Below are 17,711 nucleotides of genomic sequence, written 5' to 3'. Positions count from 1 at the left end.
GCGGGGAACTGCGACCAGCCACGACGCGCCCGCGCGCCGAGGAACCGCCACCCCGTGCCCCAAAGGGCGCCTGGCCCCGCGGAGCGCCTACGCTCGGAAGCGGAATGAACTCCCCCACCAACCCCCACAGCATCGACCGACGGCTGGAAGCCCTCGCGCGCCAGCCGTTCCGGGCGAAGTTCCACCTGCGTGGCCGCGACCGCGCCACCGCCGAGCTGAAGGGCCCGGCGACGATCCGGCGGCACGCCGACGACCTGATCGTCAAGCGCCTCGCACCGGCCGAGCCGTACAAGGACGGCAAGCAGACGCCGTACCGCGGTCACCCCGTGTTCGTCGCCCAGCACGCGACCGCGACCTGCTGCCGGGGCTGCCTCCAGCGCTGGCACGGCATCCCCAAGGGCCGTGAGCTGAGCCACGCCGAGCGGGCGTACGTGGTGGAGGTGATCTGCCGGTGGATCACGCGCGAGATGACCGGGGGTACCGGGCCGGACACGGTCCGCCGCGACTGAGCCGTGCGGCCGCGCACGGGGCGGCCCACGGCGTCGTTTCAGGCCAGGACCCTTGTCGAGCCGGACCGGATCAGGAGATATCTTGATGTCGAGCAATGTTGCAGACGTGGAGCGGAGCACCCGGTGACTGACTCGACCATCATCTATACGCACACTGACGAGGCCCCGGCCCTGGCGACGTATTCCTTCCTGCCGGTGGTCCAGGCGTACGCCGCGCAGGCCGGTGTCGATGTGAAGACCCGCGACATCTCGCTGGCCGGGCGCATCATCGCCGTGTTCCCGGAGTACCTCACCGAGGACCAGCGCATCCCGGACGCGCTGACCGAGCTGGGCGAGCTGGCCAAGACGCCGGCCGCGAACATCATCAAGCTGCCGAACATCTCGGCGTCCATCCCGCAGCTCAAGGCCGCCATCGCCGAGCTGCAGGGGCAGGGCTACGCGCTGCCGAACTACCCGGACGAGCCGAAGACCGACGAGGAGCGCGAGATCCGCGCCCGCTACGACAAGATCAAGGGTTCCGCAGTGAACCCGGTCCTGCGTGAGGGCAACTCCGACCGCCGCGCCCCGGCCTCCGTCAAGAACTACGCCAAGACCCACCCGCACCGCATGGGCGCCTGGTCCTCCGAGTCCAGGACCGATGTGGCGACCATGGGCGAGAACGACTTCCGCTCCACCGAGAAGTCCGTGGTCATCGAGCAGGACGACACGCTCAAGATCGAGCTGGTGACCGCCGACGGCACCACCACCGTGTTGCGCGAGTCCGTACCCGTGCTGGCCGGCGAGGTCGTCGACGCGTCCGTGCTGCGCGTCGCCGAGCTGCGGGAGTTCCTCGCCGCGCAGGTCGCCCGCGCCAAGGCGGAGGGTGTGCTGTTCTCCGTGCACCTGAAGGCCACGATGATGAAGGTCTCCGACCCGATCGTCTTCGGTCACGTGGTGCGCACCTTCTTCCCGAAGACGTTCGAGAAGTACGGCGAGAAGCTCGCCGCCGCCGGCCTGACCCCGAACGACGGTCTGGGCGGCATCCTCAAGGGCCTGGACGCCCTGCCCGAGGGCGACGAGATCAAGGCCTCCTTCGACGCCGAGCTGGCCGAGGGCCCGGACCTGGCCATGGTCGACTCCGACAAGGGCATCACCAACCTGCACGTGCCGTCCGACGTGATCATCGACGCGTCGATGCCGGCGATGATCCGCACCTCGGGTCACATGTGGGGCGCCGACGGCCAGGAGCACGACGCGCTCGCCGTCATCCCGGACTCCTCCTACGCCGGCGTGTACCAGGCCGTCATCGAGGACTGCAAGGCCAACGGCGCGTTCGACCCGTCCACCATGGGCTCGGTGCCGAACGTCGGCCTGATGGCGCAGAAGGCCGAGGAGTACGGCTCCCACGACAAGACCTTCGAGATCGCGGCCGCCGGCACGGTGCGCCTCGTCGACGCCTCCGGTGCCGTTCTGATCGAGCAGAACGTCGAGGCCGGTGACATCTTCCGCGCCTGCCAGACCAAGGACGCGCCGGTCAAGGACTGGGTGAAGCTGGCCGTCACCCGCGCCCGCGCCACCGGCGACCCGGCCGTGTTCTGGCTGGACGAGGACCGCGCCCACGACGCCAACCTGATCGCCAAGGTCAAGCAGTACCTGCTGGAGCACGACACCGAGGGCCTGGACATCCGGATCCTGTCCCCCGTCGAGGCCACCAAGCTGTCGGTGGAGCGCATCCGCCGCGGCGAGAACACCATCTCGGTGACCGGCAACGTGCTGCGTGACTACCTGACCGACCTGTTCCCGATCCTGGAGCTGGGCACCAGCGCCAAGATGCTGTCGGTCGTCCCGCTGATGGCGGGCGGCGGCCTGTTCGAGACCGGCGCCGGCGGCTCCGCGCCCAAGCACGTGCAGCAGCTGGTCAAGGAGAACTACCTGCGCTGGGACTCCCTCGGTGAGTTCTTCGCGCTCGTGCCGTCCTTCGAGCAGTTCGCCGAGGCCACCGGCAACACCCGGGCCAAGGTCCTCGCCGACACCCTCGACCGGGCCACGGCGACCTTCCTCAACGAGGACAAGTCCCCGACCCGTCGCGTCGGCGGCATCGACAACCGCGGCAGCCACTTCTACCTGTCCCTGTACTGGGCGCAGGAGCTGGCGCGGCAGAGCGACGACGCCGAGCTCGCCAAGGCCTTCCAGCCGCTCGCGGAGACGCTCGCCGCGAACGAGCAGAAGATCGTCGACGAGCTGAACGCCGTCCAGGGCAAGCCGGTCGACATCGGCGGCTACTACCAGCCCGACCCGGCCAAGGCCGCCGCGGTGATGCGCCCGTCGGCCACCTGGAACGAGGCCCTGGCGTCCCTGAGCTGAACGCCTTCCGCGTTCCCGATCCGACGCCGGTGATCTGACCGGCCCCCACCTCCGCCCCGACCGAGCACCGCCCGGCCGGGGCGGAGGTGTTTCCCGGGGCGGCTCGTCCTCGTCGCCGCCTGGCCGGGGCGACTGCCCGACCGGGCGGGCCCGCGGGGGGCACTTCGCAGGCCGCACACGCGTGCACGCCGGTCCCGGCCGCGCGGCCGCCGGCTCAGCGCCCGCAGGGCGTCCCCGGTGCGAAGACCAAACGCTGCCCCCGACGAGGCGGGGTACTTAGCGCCCGGCGGGGCGACTGCCCATACCCACCCCGACCGGGCGGGCCCGCGCGGTGGCCACCTCGGGGACGCGACATGCCTGCACGCCGGTCCCGGCCGGGCGATCGCCGACGCGGGACGCACGCGCTACCGCCCGCAGGGCGTCCCCCGGTGCGGAGACGTAATCGCTGCCCCCGGCGGGGCGAGGTACCACATCCGGGGCGGCACGAGCACGCGCCGACCCCCGCAGGGCGAGGCACCGCCCCGTCGGTGGTCCGAGCGCGCCCCGCGCCGGGGAAGGCGGGGCGTTCCGCGGGTGCGGGGAACGCGAGGGCGCGCGCCGGCTGCCGGCCCGCGCGGGCGCTTCTCCCGCCGCCGGCGGCCCTCGCGGCCTTCGAGGCCCCCGCCGGGGCAGGACCGCGCCGGTGCCACCGGTCGGCGGACCGGTGACATGGCGTGCGCCCCGGTGCCGGCGGCACGGTGTGCGTGCCCGTGCCGGTGGCATCGCGTCACCGTGCCGCGGCATGGCCTCACCGTGCCGGTGTGGGATGTGGCACCTTGATCAGGCACCCTGCCACCGACAACGCCCCGGAGCCGCCCCATGACCCCAGCCGAGCCGTCCTTCGAGCTGCTGACCGGAGCGGGCGTGTCGCCCGTGATCCTGCATGTGCCGCACTCCGCGCGGGAGATACCGGACGACGTACGCGCCGGCATCGTGCTCGACGACTCCGCGCTCGCGCGGGAGCTGGACCACATCACCGACGCGCACACCGCCGGGATCGCGGACGAGGCGGCCCGGCTGGCCGACGTCACGCCGTGGCGGTTCGTCAACCGGCTGTCGCGGCTGGTCGTCGATCCGGAGCGGTTCCCGGACGAGCGGGAGGAGATGGGAGCGGTCGGCATGGGCGCCGTGTACACGCGGACCACGCACCGGGAGGTGCTGCGGCCCGACGGCCACGACCCAGAGCCGCTGCTGGAGCGGTACTTCCGGCCCTACGCGCGGGCCATGACGGAGGCCGTCGCGCAGCGGCTCGACTCCGTCGGGCGGGTCGTGATCGTCGACGTGCACTCGTACCCGACCACCCCGCTGCCCTACGAACTGCACGGCACCGGCCCGCGCCCGCCGGTGTGCCTGGGCACGGACGCCTTCCACACCCCGCCCGGCCTGCTGATGGCGGCGCGCGAGGCGTTCGCCGGGTGCGGTGAGACCGGCCTGGACAGCCCGTTCAGCGGGACGTACGTGCCGTTGGACTTCTACGGCCGCGAGCCGCGCGTCGCCGCGCTGATGGTGGAGATCCGCCGCGACACCTACATGAGCGAGCCGGGCGGACCCGCCGGCCCCGGGCTGTGCAGGCTCGCCGGCGCCCTGGCCCGTCTCGTGGACGCCGTCTCCGGCTGACTCCGCGGCCCGCCTCCGGTCAGGCCCGCAGCCACTCCGTGACGACGACGTCCCCGCCGGTCCGCAGCCGCAGGGCGAACGGCCCGGCGGGCGGCGCGGCGGCGCTGAAGCGGCCCATCGTGTCGGCCGTCAGCGCGGCACCGGCGTGCGGTCCGCTCAGCACCTCCACGCTCGCCCGCTGCGGCGGCAACACCTGCCCGTACAGCCCCTCTGCGCCCACCTCCACGTCGACCGTCAACTCCCCCGCCTGGAAGGTCAGCATCCGCGGCACGTCCGTCGCCCCGCGCACCGGCAGCGCGTCGATCAGCGAGTCGAAGGTCAGCTCCGCGATCCGGGCGTCGAGGTCGTGCAGCGCGTACGCCTCCACGGCGATCGCGCTCAGGGCGGCCGGCAACGGATCCAGTACGGTCGCGGCCGCGCGCAACTCCCCCTCCAGCCGGTCCAGTTCCGCTTCGTCCACCGGCCCGAGGCCCTCGCCGCCCACCGGCCCGAAGTACTCGTCCACCGGTCCGCCGCCGTCGTCGTCGTTCACCGCACCCCCCGTGCGTCCAGTCGTGCCCGCAGCCGGCGCAGGCAGCGCTGGCGCAGCGGGCCGATGCTGCCCACGGCGATACCGAGCGCCGCGGACACCTCCTGATAGCTGGGCGGCGGCGAGGCCATCAGCACCCGCAGCAGCCCCTGGCACCGCTCGCCCAGCGCCCCCAGCTCCCGCCGCAGCCGGCGGATGCGCTCGCTCTCGGCGGCCGCCTCCTCCGCCTCCAGCAGCGACTGCTCCGGCGTGTGCTCCTCGCTGGGCCGGTCCAGCAGAGACGGATCGTCGGTCAGGGTCAGCCGTTGCAGACTTCTGATCACCTTCAGCGACTCGTGCCGCGCGGTGCTCGCCAGCCACGCCCCCGCCTTGTCGGGCTCGCGCAGCCGCCCCAGGTGCTGGGCGAAGCGGAACCACACGGTCTGATAGACCTCGTGCGCGTCGGCGTCCGAGAGCCGGTGCGCGCGCACCACCGACCAGACCAGCGGGCTGAGCCCTTCCACCAGCGCCTTCCAGGCCGCGCCGTCACCGTCGACGGCGGACCGGACCAGCGTGCCGACCTCTGCACGGTCCACGACTGCTCCACCCCTCGTGTACGGCACGTCATGGTACGCCGTACGGAGGGCGACCCCGGCCGTCATGACGCCGGGGCGGCCGCCGGACGCCAGGTGGGCGGCCGCAGCGCCGGCACATGCGCACCGCGCACCTCGGCGAACTCCACGTCGGCGGCGAGCAGTTTGGCCAGGGCGGCGCGCGCGTCGGTCTCCCGGTGGGCGCTCATGTGCGCGGCGACGAGCCCGGCGGCCACCGGGGTGGCGAAGGAGGTGCCGCTCCAGTGCGCCAGGCCCTCGAACATCACCTGGTCCGGTTTGGCGCCCGTGTCCCCGTCGTCGCTGAGCAGTCCGCTGTGGCCTGGGGTGGTGCAGGTGCAGGCGTAGGTGAAGCCGTAGCGGCAGGCGTCGTAGGTGGAGTGGTGGTAGACGTACGGCACGGGTGTGGTGAAGCCGGTGAAGGTGCTGGTGAGGCGCTCACCGGGAGCGTAAGCCCGCACCCAGGGGCCGTGATTGGTGAAGCAGGCGCCGAACTCGCCGTCGTCACGCAGGGCGCCGACGCTCAGCACCGCGTCCTCGAAGCCGGGCACGGTGGCGTAGGCGGCGGGCCAGAAGGGACTGGCGCTGGAGTTGTTGCCGGCCGCGGCCACCAACAGGGTTCGCTGCTGGCGCAGTTCGCGCATGAAGGCGTCGAGGCCGAGCAGGCCGTCGGTGCGGCCGTTGGAGGTGCCGGCCGACAGGCTGAGGATGGCGGGCCAGCCGTGCCGGTCCACGGCGTCGAAGAGCTTGTCGCCGAACTCGGACTCCAGGATGGCGCCGGCGTCGTTCAGGGTGCCGAGGACGGTGATGTCGGTGCTGGGCGCGACGGCGGCGAGCAGCCCGGCGATGAAGGTGCCGTGGCCCATGTACTGGCGCAGGACGCCGGAGTCGTCGGTCTCCTGCGGGTGCAGGTCGCCCTGGGTGTGGGCGAGCAGCGGGTGGGCGCGGTGGTCATGGCTGAGGCCGTTGTCGATCACCAGCACGCCGACGGCCCGCTCGGGGTCGTAACCGCCCCGGCCGGGCGCCGGGTTGAGGCCCGCGGCGCGCTCGGCGGGCACGGGCTCGTCGCCGGGACAGGAGTTCACCGCGATGGACACCACGTGGTTGCGGCTGACCAGCCGGCGCCCGGTGCGGTCCTCGGCCTGCCGTACGGCGCGCAGCGCGTGGCCGACGACGGGGTCGGCGGGGTGGCTGCCCCGGCCGGGGTCGGCGACCTGGACGCGGGTGACGCCGGAGCGGTTGGTCTGCGGGGCCGCCCGGCGCACGGGCTCGGGGTCCAGGCCGTCGGTGGCGGTGAAGTGGGCGCGGACCGCGTCCTCGACGAACGCGGCGTCGTCGCCGTCACGCACGAGGAGGACGCCTTTTTCGAACACGAACTCCGGGGCGTCGTCCGGGCCGAGGGCCAGCGGGACGTCGGGCATGGAACGCTGGATCTGGTGGAACTGCTCCCTGAAGCGCTGGGCCGCCATGTCGTGTTCCTCCCCGTCGAGGCAACCGTCGTAGGGAAGAGCCCCCGGGTCGCCGATTGATACAGAGGCACTCCGGTGGGGATGTGGTTCCCGGTCCCCTACCATCCCAAGGGTGACCTCGGGAAGCGACTCGGTGTTCGGCCTGCTGCCGATGGTGTTCGCGGCCCCGCACGAGGCGCTGGCGCGGGCGCGGGAGGTGCTGGAGGCGGATCCCTGCCCGGTGCACGCCTCCGTGGCACATCAGGTGATCGGCATCTGGCAGCGGGACTGGGGCGATCTGCGTCTCGCGCTGCGTCATCTGCGGCGCGCCCGGGACCTCGCGGCCCGGGCGGGGTCGGCCGACCGGGAGGCCGACGTGCTGGCCACGCTCGGAGTGGCCCTGGTGCACGCGGGCCGCACCCGGCAGGGCCTGGCGGCGCTGGAGCGGGGCGTCGAGCGCGGCAGCGGGCACACCAGGGCGCAGGTGCTGTTCCGCCGGGCCTACGCCCGCTGGGTGCTGGGCCGGCACCGGGCGGCGCTGGAGGACGTGCGCCGGGCGATCCCCGTGCTGCGGCAGGAGAACGACGTCATCTGGACGGCACGGGCGCTGACCCTGCGGGCCACCGTGCACCTCGCGCTGGGCTCGGTGGAGCGGGCGGACGCCGACTTCAGCGCCGCGGAGGCGCTGTGGGACACCACCGGCCAGGAGCACGACAAGGCCGACGCGGTGGAGAGCCGGGGTCTGGCGGCGTTCCGCGCGGGGGACGTGCCGGCGGCGCTGCGGCTGCTGGACGAGGCGGAGAAGCGGTACGCGGAGCTGGGCACGCCCACGTTCATGCTCGACATCCGGCGCTGCGAGGTGCTGATGGCCGCGGGGCTCGCGCCGGAGGCGCTGGCCGAGGCGGACGCGGCGATCCGGGCGCTCGACGGGATCGGCGGGCAGCTGACCCGCAAGGCGGAGCTGCTGCTGGCCGCCGCCCGGGCCGCCCGCCCGGCCGGGGATCCGCACACGGCGATCGCCCGGGCCGCGGAGGCGGTGCGGCTGTTCGCGGCGCAGCGGCGCCCGTGGTGGGAGGCGCACGCGCGGCTGGTGCTGACCGAGGCGCGGTTCGCCGCCGGGCGGACCTCGGGGCGGCTGGTCGCGGACGCGGCGCGGGTCGCCGAGCGGCTGGCCTCGTTCGGGGCGCCGGCCGCGCCGGAGGCGTCCTTGCTGGCGGGGCGGATCGCGCTGGCGCTGGGCCGGCCGCGGGACGCCGAACGGCACCTTGCCCGGGCGGCGCGCAGCCGGCACGGCGGGCCGCCACTGGCCCGGATCACCGGCTGGGCGGCGCAGGCGCTGCGCGCCCGGGCCGCCGGGTCGAGTGCCGGCGTGCTGCGGGCGTGTCGCAGCGGTCTGGCCGTGCTGGACGCCCACCGGATGACGCTCGGCGCCTCGGAGTTGCGGGCCCGCGCCACCGAGCAGGGCGCGGAGCTCGCGGCGATGGCGCAGCGGGCGAGCCTGGACTGTGGCGGGCCGCGCCGTCTGCTGGAGTGGAGCGAGCGCTGGCGGGCCACCGCACTGAGCGCGCCGCCCACCCGGCCGCCGGCCGATCCGGCGCTGCTGAGCCGTCTGACCGCGTTCCGGGAGATCGCGGCACGCGCGGAGGAGGCCCGCGGTGCGGGCCGGGCCGTGCCGGCGCTGGAGCGCGAACAGCGGCGGCTGGAGCGGGAGATCCGCTCCCGCACCCTGCACCTGCGCGCGGACGCACCCGGTGGCGCCGACCGCTTCGACGCCGGCCGGCTGCTGGAGCGGCTCGGTGAGGGGCGGCTCGTCGAACTGGCCGTGGTGGACGGGCGGGTGCACGTGCTGCTGGTCGGGCAGGGCCGGGTGCGGCGGTTCACCGCGGGGTTGCTCGCCGATGCGGAGGCGGAGGCGGAACACGTGCAGGCGGGGCTGCGCCGGCTCGCGCATCCCGGCGGCGAGGCGCGGCTGCCGGTGCTGCTGGCGGCGGGGCGGCGGCTGGAGGAGCTGCTGCTCGGTGAGGCGGTCCGGCATCTGGGGTCGGGCCCGCTGGTCGTCGTACCGCCGGGTCGGCTGCATCGCGTGCCGTGGGCGGTGCTGCCGTCGCTCAGGGAGCGGGTGGTGAGCGTGTCGCCGTCGGCGAGCAGCTGGCTGCGCGCCCGTGACACCGAGCCGCCGGCGGACGGCCGGCACGTCCTGGTGCGCGGGCCGGGGCTGGCCACCGGCGGGGCCGAAGTGCCGGAACTGGCCGGGCGGTACGGCGCACCGACGCTGCTGGAGGACGAGCACGCGCGCGCGGCGCGGGTGCTGGCGGAACTGGACGGCGCGGCGCTCGCGCACATCGCCGCGCACGGCGCCTTCCGCGCCGACAGCCCGCTGTTCTCGTCGCTGCGGATGGCGGACGGGCCGCTGATCGTGCACGACTTCGAACGCCTCGCGCGCAGCCCGTACCGGATCATCCTGTCCTGCTGCGACACGGCCCGCTTCGCCTCCGTCGGCGCCGACGAACTGCTGGGACTGGTCACGGCGTTGCTGCCGCTGGGCACAGCCGGTGTGGTGGCGGCGAGCGCGCCGGTCAACGACGCGGCGGTGGTGCCGCTGATGCTCGCGCTGCACAAGGGCCTCGGCGCGGGGCTGTCGCTCGCGGAGGCGCTGCGCGACGCCCGCGCCGCCGTCCCGGACGACGCGCTGCACCAGACGACGGGCTGGGCTTTCACGGCGTTCGGCGCGGCGTGACGGCGCTTCAGACGGCTGCTACTCCTGCGGCGGCTCCGCCGGCCAGGGCGGGGCGTCGGGGGCCAGGTGTATGGATCACGAGCGTCGTTGACAGCTCCGGGGCTTGATCATGGCGAAGACCTCCGGTGTGGTGGAGCTGTCCAGGACTGCACCGCACGGAGGTCTTCGTGTCCCACCGTAATGCCCGGCTGACCGTTCACGGCAGGCGGCACTCGGCGGCCACCCCCCGATCAGCCGCGTTGACAACGCTTCAGGTCAATACAGCTAGGCGCCGTGCAGGCGGCTGCCGCGGGACCGCACAGACAGGGGCCTCGGCGATCTGCCGGTTGCTGACCGGCGGCGGCGAGGGTGACGATCCGCCGTCGGCGGACGGTGAGTTCGCCAGCACCGGACCGGTCAGCGCCGGGTGTGTGCCCTCGGGCAGCGACAGGCGCGGCCGTCAGCTCCCCCGGGGCGGCGGCACACCACGCGGCGGCCTTCCCATCCGGCGCCGGCTCCCCCGGCTGGGCCACGGCGAACGCCGGCCTGCGGCAGCCCGGGTCGTCCGCTGCTGAGAAACCCCCGCTCCCCCGCCGCGCAGGACGGACGGTGGCGCCCCGCCCGAACGCACAGCACGTCACCACCCCGGCTGGGCCCCTGGTCCACAGTCCGGCGTCGGCGTTCTCAGGGCGGCAGGAGGCGGGTGAACACGATTCTCGCCTCTCCGGGCCCGTCGTAGTCGTCCTCCGCGCGCGCCTCGAAGCCGAGGCTGCGGTGGAAGGCGAGCGAGCCGCTGTTGCCGAGCGAGGTGATCGCCTTCAGGCGCACCGCGCCCTGGCCGCGGGCCGCCTCGGTGAACGCCTCGTACAGCCGACGGCCCAGGCCCGTGCCCCGGCTGTCGTCGCGGGTGGCGATCAGATGGACGTAGCCGGTGCGGTCCGGGGTGACGAAACCCACGAGGTAGCCGCGGATGCCGTCGTCGGCGCGGGCCACGAGGCAGGTGGCACCGAACTCCTGCACGAACACGGGCTGGTGCAGGGCGCGCAGGTCGCGCTCGCCCCAGTAGCGGGGGTGGTCGGCCACCACCTGGTGCAGGTCCCGCACCGTGGCCCGGGTGATGTCGAGTGTCATGGGCCGATCATGGCACCCGAGCCGTGGTGGGCGCCGTGAACGTCAGGAAGCCGCCCGCTCCGCCCGGACGGCGTCGTCGGGGTGGGCGAGGCCCAGGTGGTCGCGGAGGGTCGTGCCCTCGTAGTCGGTGCGGAAGACGCCCTGTTCCTGCAGGAGCGGGACGACGGTGTCGGCGAACTCGTCCAGGCCACCGGGGGTGATGTGCGGGACGAGGATGAACCCGTCGGAGGCGTCGGCCTGGACGAGGTCGTTGATCGCCTTCGCCACCGTGGCCGGGGAGCCGACGAAGTTCTGCCGGTTGCCGGTGTGGATGACGAGGTCGCGGATCGACCAGTTGTTGGCCTCGGCCAGCTCGCGCCACTCGCGGGCGGTGGCCAGCGGATCGCGGTACATGCGCACCTGGGCGCGGCCCCGGGCGATGTGGTCGTCCCCGACGTCCGGGTCGACGACGGGCAGCGGGCCGTCCGGGTCGTATCCGGACAGGTCCCGGTTCCAGACGAACTCCAGGTGGCGGATCGCGGTGACGCCGCTGACCTGCTGCCGCCGCACCTCGCGGGCCGCCTGCTCGGCCTCGGCGTCGCTGTCGCCGAGCACAAAGGTCGCGGCGGGCAGGATCAGCAGCTGGTCGGGGCGGCGGCCGTACTTGGCGAGACGGCGCTTGACGTCCTGGTAGAAGGCCTGGCCGGTCTCCAGGGTGCCGTACCGGCTGAAGATGGCGTCGGCCTCGGCGGCGGCGAACTCGCGGCCCTCGTCGGAGTCGCCCGCCTGGAAGATCACCGGGCGGCCCTGCGGGGAGCGCGGGACGTTGAAACGTCCGTGGATGTCGAAGTGCCGGCCCTGGTGCACGAACGCGCCGGCCTTGGCGTCGGACAGGAAGGTGCCGGTGGCCTGGTCGGCGATGATCTCGTCGCCCCGCCAGGAGTCGAACAGCTCGTGCGCGGTGGCGAGGAACTCCTGGGCTCGGCTGTAGCGCTCCTCCTGCGGCAGGAAGCCGCCGCGGCGGAAGTTCTCGCCGGTGAAGGCGTCCCATGAGGTGACGACGTTCCACGCGGAACGCCCGCCGGAGAGGTGGTCCAGGCTCGCGAACTGGCGGGCCACCTCGTAGGGTTCGTTGAAGGTGGAGTTGATGGTGCCGGTCAGGCCGAGGTGCTCGGTGACGGCGGCGAGCGCCGCCAGCACCGTGAAGGTGTCGGGGCGTCCGACGACGTCCAGGTCGTAGATCTTCCCGGCGTGTTCGCGCAGGCGCAGGCCCTCGGCGAGGAACAGGAAGTCGAACTTGGCGCGTTCGGCGGTCTTCGCGAAGTGGACGAAGGAGTCGAACTCGATGTGGCTGCCGGCCTTCGGGTCGCTCCACACGGTGGTGTTGTTGACGCCGGGGAAGTGCGCGGCCAGGTGGATCTGCTTCAGCGGCTTGGTCATGGCGGTGGAATCCCTCGGCTCAGGCGGCGGTGTAGCGGTTGACGGGGCGGGCGAGGCCCAGCAGGCCGCGCAGGGTGTCGGCTTCGTAGGCGCGGCGGAAGGCGCCCCGGCGCTGGAGTTCGGGGACCAGGCCGCGGGTGATCGCGGGCAGGTCGTGCCCGGCGACGGCCGGCCGCAGCCGGAACCCGGACAGCCCCGCTTCCTGGAACTCAAGGAGCAGGTCGGCCAGTTGGGTGGACGTCCCGGTGAAGATCCGCGCGTCGCTGGTGTACGGCTCACCGGTCACGGCGTCCAGACGCTCCCGGCGGGCGGCGGCCGCGCCCGGGTCGTCGTCGAGGAAGACCACCAGGTCGGCGAAGACGTGCAGGGGTTGACCGGCTCGCCCGGCGGTCTCCTGCTCGGCGCGGATCTCGGCGACGATCGCGCGGGCCTGCTCGGTGTCGTGCGGGGTGACGTAGCCGAGGTCGGCCTGGCGGGCCACCACCCGGTAGGGAACGGTCCAGTGGGCGAGCGCCGTGACGAGCGGCTGGCCCTGCGGCGGGCGCGGGGTGATGGAGGGGCCCTTGACGCTGAAGTGCCGGCCCTCGAAGTCGATGTAGTGCAGCTTGTCCCGGTCGATGAAACGCCCGGTGGCCACGTCCCGGATCTCCGCGTCGTCCTCCCAGCTGTCCCACAGCCGGCGCACGGCCTCCACGTGGTCGGCGGCCTCGTCGAACAGCTCGGTCACCACGTCCCGCGCGGCGGGGCTGTCGTAGGCGTCGATGCGCTCGATGGTGCGGCGGCCGAAGTGGGCGGCCTCGGTGGGGCGGGCGGAGATCTGCACGCGCAGGCCGGCCCGGCCGGTGCTGACGTAGTCCAGGGTGGCGATGGCCTTGGAGATGTGGAACGGCTCGGTGTGGGTGGCGATGACGGTCGGCACCAGGCCGATGTGCGAGGTCAGCGGTGCGACACGGGAGGCGATCAGCACGGCGTCGAGCCGGCCGCGGACCTGGTCGGTGCGCTCGTCCGGGTCGAGGAAGTGGGAGGACTGCGGACCGAGGCCGTCCTCGATCGTCACGAAGTCGAGCAGACCGCGTTCGGCCTCGGTGACGAGGTCGGCCCAGTATCCGGCGGTGAACAGGTCGCGGGGCCGGGCCACCGGCTCACGCCAGGAGGCGGGATGCCAGCCGGTGCCGTCCAGGGCGACGGCAAGGTGCAGGGGAGCAGAGGGAGTCGAGGACACGAGGATGCCTTCCTGGAGGTCTGTGGGGACACGTCCGGCCCCGGGGAGCCACGGGGCGCGTGCGCACGAAGGGCCGCGAGGGCGGCCGGCCGGAAGGGGTCCGGCGTCAGGCGAGACAGAGCGCGCCGGCCACGCGCAGCAGATCGATGTGCGGCCGGGTGCGGAGGCGGACGGTGTGCGGGCTGCGGGGCACGGGCGTCACCTCCGGGGTGCGGGCGGGCGCGGCGGCTGGGGCCGCGCGAGGGTCGTCGTGGGTTCAACACCCTGTGCGGGCGCGGGTGTTGCCGTTGTCAGGAGTTGTCCAGCGGCAGGCCGGGCGGGTTGATCTGGGAGGTGGTGACGGCCTCGTTGGAGAGGTTCCATGCCTTGAGCCACTGCGCGTACTGGCCGTTCTTGATGAGGTGGTTGATCGCGTCGGCGACCGGCTTGGCCAGGCCGCTGTCCTTCTTCGTGGTGGCGGCGATCAGGCCCTGCAGGGTGGCGCCCGCCCCGGAGAAGGTGCCCGCGGTGCGCGTGGCCTGCGGGGTCTTCGCGGTCTGTGTGACGTGGTAGGCGATGCCCGGGTTGGGGCCGAAGTAGGTGTCGATCTTGCCGCTGCTCAGGGCGAGGTAGGTGCTGTTGTGGTCCTGGTAGTACTTGACGGTGAGTTTCCTGCCCTCGCTCCGCAGCTTCTTCTTCCACTCCAGCAGGATCCGCTCCTGGTTGGTGCCGCTGCTGACGGCGACGGTCTTCCCGGCGAGGGTGCGGTAGTCGCCGTCGAACGTCCAAGTGTCGTTCTTGGGGACCTCGAAGGCGAGGTTGTCCTGCCGGTAGGAGGCGAACTCGTACTTCCGCTTGCGCTCCTCGGTGTCGGTGACGTTGGAGAAGAGGACGTCGGACTTGCCGCTGTCGAGGCCGACGAACATGTTCTCCCAGGTGGAGTTGCGCACTTCGGGCTTCAGACCGAGGACCGCGGCGACCAGCCGGCCGAGGTCGGGTTCGGCGCCGGTGAGGGTCTTCTGGTCGCCGCCGACATAGGCCAACGGCGGGAAGCCGGACGGCAGGGCGCCGACTCCGACCAGGAGGGTGCCGCGTTTGCGGATGGCTGCGGGCACCTCGGCGCTGAGGGACTTCACCTCGCTCACCTTCAGGATGGCTTCCCTGGCCGCGCCGTTGGACAGCCGTCCCACGGTCACCGTCCCGGCGGCGGCACTGCCGGCCGTGGTCGCGGCCTCGCTGTCCCCGCCGCAGGCGGCCAGCGAGCCGGCGAGGAGCGCGGTGGCGGTGGCGGCGGTGAGACCGCGCAGCAGGTGGCGTCGGATGACGTGGGAAGTCATGGCTGTCCTTGTCGCTGGGTGAACGGGATGAGCGGAAGGGGACGACGGATGGTGTGTCATACGGCGGCCTCGTGACGGACACGCGCGCGCAGGCCGGTGAGGCCGGAGCGCAGGCGCTGCAAGGGGGTCGGCGGAAGGGAGCGTGCGGCGCCGCGGGCGTAGTGCCGTTCGACGTAGAACTGCACGACGGAGATGGCGCTCGTGAGCAGCAGGTACCAGACGGTGACGACCAGGAGCAGCGGCACGATGTCGCCGGGGTAGGTGGAGCCCATGGTCTGCGCGGCGCCGAACAGGTCGAGCAGGGAGACGTAGAAGACCAAGGAGGTGCCCTTGACGAGGCCGATCAGCTGGTTGACGTAGTTCGGGATGATGGAGCGCAGCGCCTGCGGCAGCACGATCCGGGTGAACTGGCGGCTCCTGGGCAGGCCGAGGGCCGCCGCCGCGTCGTGCTGGCCCTGGTCGACGGAGAGGATGCCGCCGCGGACCACCTCGGCGGCGTAGGCGGCCTCGTTCAGGCTGAGGCCGACGACGGCGACGACCATGTCGGTGGCCAGCCGCGACTCGTCGAAGGTGAGGAAGGCCGGCCCGAAGGGGACGCCGAGGCTGAGGGTCTTGTACAGGGCGGAGAAGTTGTACAGGAACAGCAGGACGACGATGAGCGGGATGGACCGCAGCGCCCAGACGTACGTCCAGCTGACCAGGCGCAGCACCGGGCTCCTGGACAGCCGGGCGAGCGCCAGCAGGATGCCGCCGAGCAGGCCCAGGACCGCGCTGTAGACGGTGACCTCCAGGGTGATGAGGAGGCCGTCGAGGATGGTGGGGCGGGAGAACCAGTAGGCGAAGCGGTCCCACTGGTAGAAGCTGTTGGTGGCCAGTCCGTGGACGAACTGGGCGAGCAGGACGAGCACGACGGCGGTGGCGATCCAGCGCCCGGGATGCCGCAACGGCACGACGCGCGGCGGGTGTTGCTTACCTGACGGGCTGTCACTGACCGGCGGGGCGGCCAGGGAGACGGCGGCGCCTTGGGTGTGGCTCATGGTGGGCTCCGGCGGGGAGTCGGCGGCGCCCCTCGGGCGTGGCGGGCCGCGCGGGGCCGCGTCCGGGCGGCGCGGGGCGGCTGCCGGGACGGGCGGGGCGCGGAGGGTGCACGGGACCGGGGGCTCGGGCGGGCGGCGGCACACCGCGGGTGCGGGGTGCGGCGAAGGAGCGCGGGGCGGACGGCTGAGGGGTCAGCCCCGGCAGCGGGCACGGCCCGGTGCGGTACACAGTGCGCTGTTGACGCGCAGGAGATCGACGGCGCGGTCGGCGACCAGCGGGTTCGCATACGGCCGCACGCAGCCCACGGCGCGGCGGGCCGCCGTGCTGGGAGCTGCGTGCATCACGTCACCGTCACTGTTCCGGCCCCGGGGGGCCTCGCGCTTACCGAAACGTCATCCGGTCCGGTCGTCACCTGGGGCACCCCACCGCGGAGCGAGGGTTGCCGGTCAGCAAGCCAGGGCTTGTCGCTGACGCTCATGACCGTTCTGGGCCGTAATTAAGACAGCTGCCCGAACGGCTGTCAACGGCCGTCCGGGTGCTGGGACCTGGCGTGACGGGCCCAGTCGAGGATCTGTACGGCGGACCCGGCGGCCTCCAGGCCGCGGCAACGGGCGTGGTGGCGTAGGGCGATGGAGTCGAGGTCGAGGTGGGTGCCGAACGCCGGGTGGGCGGACAGGCGGCGGGCGTGGGCCCACAGGGCGGGGTGACCGGCGATGCGCTGCACGGCGGCGGCGTCGAGGTGATGCCGGTGCACGGTGTCGAGTTGAACCAGCGCGACCCACAACTCGATGTCGGCGGCGGTGAGTTGCTCACCGATGAGATACCTGCGCCCGGCCAGCAGCCGTTGGGCGTCGTCCAGCGCGGTCAGCAGGGTGCGCAGGGCCGCAGCCCGCTCGGCGGGGTCGGCGGCTGCCGATCCGGCGCGTTGGGCGGCCTCCTCGATGCCGTCGGTGCACAGCCGCTCGACGTGCTCGATACCGGCGGCACCGGCCCGGGGATAGAGCGAGGGGTGGCCGGAGGTGAAGTGCCGGTCGAGGTCGCGCATGATGTCGCGCGCGTGCGTGCTGACGATCCGCCCGGACCAGTCGTCGCTGAGCACGGGCGCAAGGGCCGGGCCCGGATAACGGTGGGCGCCGGCCTCGTACAGCGGGCGCAGCGTGGCGTGTCCACCGTCGGGGCAGTCCGGGACGGCGGGCAGGAAGGTGACCGGACAGCTCTCGTCGAGCCCGAGCAGGCTGTGCGTGATGGCGATGCGCAGCCCGTCGGGAGCCGCGGTCGACACGTGCAGCCGGTAACGGCGGGGCACGGCGTAGTGCCCACTGCGCGCGTCCCGCCCGATCCGCCCGCGGAAGGCGGACGCGGACGACACGGAGGGGTGGGCGGCGAGGGGTGTGACGGACATGGGTCTCCCGGGGGTCGGGCGCGCGCGGGGGGGGGACCGGCGGCGGGTGCGGGGCGGGTGGGCGGCACCCCGTGGGGCGCCGCGGTGGCCGGGTACGGGCACGCGGGGTGGGATCGTGGGCGGTGGCGCGGAGGGCAGCGGTAGGTCCGCCACCGGCCACGGTGCGGAGCGCGGGAAGGGCCGCCGGCCCGGGCTCAGGCGGCCGGGCCGATGGCGCTGCAGACACGCAGAAGGTCGATGTGACGGCGGGAGGTGAGCAGGGGCGAACGGCTCGCTCGGGCGTGGGCCGGGAGCGGTGCGCGAGTCCTCATGCCTTTCCCTACCTGTTCACTAGGATTCCTGTCGGGAGTGTCGATCGACTTCGGGTCACCGTCAAGGGGGCGTCCACCGGT

At 73.5% G+C, this 17,711-nt stretch carries 16 protein-coding genes and 1 riboswitch; of the genes, 4 read left to right on the top strand and 12 right to left on the bottom strand.

The features are described 5' to 3' along the window. The first annotated feature begins 104 nt into the window (after positions 1-104). The 3 genes from ACF1GV_RS11740 to ACF1GV_RS11730 all read left to right on the top strand — a co-directional run bounded on the left by ACF1GV_RS11740 (position 105) and on the right by ACF1GV_RS11730 (position 4,508). A complete protein-coding gene (locus ACF1GV_RS11740; protein WP_391678674.1) occupies positions 105-509 on the top strand; it encodes a DUF4186 domain-containing protein in 405 nt (134 codons plus the stop codon). 123 nt (positions 510-632) lie between these two features. Next, a complete protein-coding gene (locus ACF1GV_RS11735) occupies positions 633-2,852 on the top strand; it encodes an NADP-dependent isocitrate dehydrogenase (RefSeq protein WP_391678676.1) in 2,220 nt (739 codons plus the stop codon). An 858-nt stretch (positions 2,853-3,710) separates the two neighbouring features. Then, positions 3,711-4,508 carry an N-formylglutamate amidohydrolase gene (locus ACF1GV_RS11730; RefSeq protein WP_391678677.1) on the top strand — a complete coding sequence of 266 codons (798 nt, stop codon included), beginning with the start codon at positions 3,711-3,713 and terminating at the stop codon, positions 4,506-4,508. A 19-nt stretch (positions 4,509-4,527) separates the two neighbouring features. Here the strand turns inward: ACF1GV_RS11730 and ACF1GV_RS11725 are convergent, their stop codons facing one another. From ACF1GV_RS11725 to ACF1GV_RS11715, 3 genes are read right to left on the bottom strand one after another with little or no spacing between them, the layout of a single operon-like run. Beyond that, on the bottom strand, positions 4,528-5,040 hold the full coding sequence (locus ACF1GV_RS11725) for a hypothetical protein (protein WP_391678679.1): 513 nt from the start codon (positions 5,038-5,040) through the stop codon (positions 4,528-4,530). Next, positions 5,037-5,678, bottom strand: a complete 642-nt coding sequence (locus tag ACF1GV_RS11720) for an RNA polymerase sigma factor (protein WP_391678680.1) — start codon at positions 5,676-5,678, stop codon at positions 5,037-5,039. The genes ACF1GV_RS11725 and ACF1GV_RS11720 overlap by 4 nt, the downstream gene beginning before the upstream one ends. Next, positions 5,675-7,096, bottom strand: coding sequence for a S8/S53 family peptidase (locus ACF1GV_RS11715; RefSeq protein ID WP_391678682.1), 1,422 nt, complete (start codon positions 7,094-7,096; stop codon positions 5,675-5,677). Before ACF1GV_RS11715 ends, ACF1GV_RS11720 begins: the two co-directional genes overlap by 4 nt. A gap of 151 nt (positions 7,097-7,247) precedes the next feature. Between ACF1GV_RS11715 and ACF1GV_RS11710 the strand changes: the two genes are divergently transcribed. Beyond that, positions 7,248-9,812, top strand: a complete 2,565-nt coding sequence (locus ACF1GV_RS11710; protein WP_391679594.1) for a CHAT domain-containing protein — start codon at positions 7,248-7,250, stop codon at positions 9,810-9,812. A gap of 663 nt (positions 9,813-10,475) precedes the next feature. Here ACF1GV_RS11710 and ACF1GV_RS11705 read toward each other — a convergent pair. From ACF1GV_RS11705 to ACF1GV_RS11665, 9 genes are all read right to left on the bottom strand, one after another. After that, positions 10,476-10,922, bottom strand: coding sequence for a GNAT family N-acetyltransferase (locus ACF1GV_RS11705; RefSeq protein ID WP_391678684.1), 447 nt, complete (start codon positions 10,920-10,922; stop codon positions 10,476-10,478). A gap of 42 nt (positions 10,923-10,964) precedes the next feature. Beyond that, positions 10,965-12,341 carry an NtaA/DmoA family FMN-dependent monooxygenase gene (locus ACF1GV_RS11700; protein ID WP_391678686.1) on the bottom strand — a complete coding sequence of 459 codons (1,377 nt, stop codon included), beginning with the start codon at positions 12,339-12,341 and terminating at the stop codon, positions 10,965-10,967. Positions 12,342-12,360: 19 nt separating this feature from the next. Continuing rightward, a complete protein-coding gene (locus ACF1GV_RS11695) occupies positions 12,361-13,563 on the bottom strand; it encodes an LLM class flavin-dependent oxidoreductase (protein WP_391678688.1) in 1,203 nt (400 codons plus the stop codon). Between the two features lie 106 nt (positions 13,564-13,669). Next, positions 13,670-13,756 (bottom strand): putative leader peptide, encoded by an 87-nt coding sequence (locus ACF1GV_RS11690; protein ID WP_391679662.1) that lies wholly within the window; start codon positions 13,754-13,756, stop codon positions 13,670-13,672. A 97-nt stretch (positions 13,757-13,853) separates the two neighbouring features. Beyond that, positions 13,854-14,879, bottom strand: a complete 1,026-nt coding sequence (locus ACF1GV_RS11685; RefSeq protein WP_391678691.1) for an ABC transporter substrate-binding protein — start codon at positions 14,877-14,879, stop codon at positions 13,854-13,856. Between the two features lie 56 nt (positions 14,880-14,935). After that, positions 14,936-15,916: an amino acid ABC transporter permease gene (locus ACF1GV_RS11680; protein WP_391678693.1), complete on the bottom strand. Its 981-nt coding sequence runs from the start codon at positions 15,914-15,916 to the stop codon at positions 14,936-14,938. 192 nt (positions 15,917-16,108) lie between these two features. After that, complete coding sequence (locus tag ACF1GV_RS11675) at positions 16,109-16,258, bottom strand: hypothetical protein (protein ID WP_363263988.1); 150 nt, start codon at positions 16,256-16,258, stop codon at positions 16,109-16,111. Between the two features lie 31 nt (positions 16,259-16,289). Further along, positions 16,290-16,399, bottom strand: a riboswitch (SAM riboswitch). A gap of 38 nt (positions 16,400-16,437) precedes the next feature. After that, positions 16,438-17,319 carry a glutathione S-transferase C-terminal domain-containing protein gene (locus tag ACF1GV_RS11670; RefSeq protein ID WP_391678695.1) on the bottom strand — a complete coding sequence of 294 codons (882 nt, stop codon included), beginning with the start codon at positions 17,317-17,319 and terminating at the stop codon, positions 16,438-16,440. Positions 17,320-17,513: 194 nt separating this feature from the next. After that, positions 17,514-17,630, bottom strand: coding sequence for a putative leader peptide (locus ACF1GV_RS11665; protein WP_361628884.1), 117 nt, complete (start codon positions 17,628-17,630; stop codon positions 17,514-17,516). Between the last annotated feature and the right edge of the window lie 81 nt (positions 17,631-17,711).

The sequence above is a fragment of the Streptomyces sp. NPDC014006 genome (assembly GCF_043088925.1).
Classification (GTDB): domain Bacteria; phylum Actinomycetota; class Actinomycetes; order Streptomycetales; family Streptomycetaceae; genus Streptomyces.
This window is presented reverse-complemented; position numbering and strand designations above follow the sequence as displayed.

What these genes read in the sequence shown, in the direction of transcription:
- ACF1GV_RS11685 (WP_391678691.1), bottom strand. Translation starts at nt 14,879, where the DNA reads ATGACTTCCCACGTCATCCGACGCCACCTGCTGCGCGGTCTCACCGCC.
- ACF1GV_RS11670 (WP_391678695.1), bottom strand. Translation starts at nt 17,319, where the DNA reads ATGTCCGTCACACCCCTCGCCGCCCACCCCTCCGTGTCGTCCGCGTCC.
- ACF1GV_RS11665 (WP_361628884.1), bottom strand. Translation starts at nt 17,630, where the DNA reads ATGAGGACTCGCGCACCGCTCCCGGCCCACGCCCGAGCGAGCCGTTCG.
- ACF1GV_RS11705 (WP_391678684.1), bottom strand. Translation starts at nt 10,922, where the DNA reads ATGACACTCGACATCACCCGGGCCACGGTGCGGGACCTGCACCAGGTG.
- ACF1GV_RS11700 (WP_391678686.1), bottom strand. Translation starts at nt 12,341, where the DNA reads ATGACCAAGCCGCTGAAGCAGATCCACCTGGCCGCGCACTTCCCCGGC.
- ACF1GV_RS11720 (WP_391678680.1), bottom strand. Translation starts at nt 5,678, where the DNA reads ATGACGGCCGGGGTCGCCCTCCGTACGGCGTACCATGACGTGCCGTAC.
- ACF1GV_RS11680 (WP_391678693.1), bottom strand. Translation starts at nt 15,916, where the DNA reads ATGAGCCACACCCAAGGCGCCGCCGTCTCCCTGGCCGCCCCGCCGGTC.
- ACF1GV_RS11675 (WP_363263988.1), bottom strand. Translation starts at nt 16,258, where the DNA reads ATGCACGCAGCTCCCAGCACGGCGGCCCGCCGCGCCGTGGGCTGCGTG.
- ACF1GV_RS11715 (WP_391678682.1), bottom strand. Translation starts at nt 7,096, where the DNA reads ATGGCGGCCCAGCGCTTCAGGGAGCAGTTCCACCAGATCCAGCGTTCC.
- ACF1GV_RS11740 (WP_391678674.1), top strand. Translation starts at nt 105, where the DNA reads ATGAACTCCCCCACCAACCCCCACAGCATCGACCGACGGCTGGAAGCC.
- ACF1GV_RS11730 (WP_391678677.1), top strand. Translation starts at nt 3,711, where the DNA reads ATGACCCCAGCCGAGCCGTCCTTCGAGCTGCTGACCGGAGCGGGCGTG.
- ACF1GV_RS11710 (WP_391679594.1), top strand. Translation starts at nt 7,248, where the DNA reads ATGGTGTTCGCGGCCCCGCACGAGGCGCTGGCGCGGGCGCGGGAGGTG.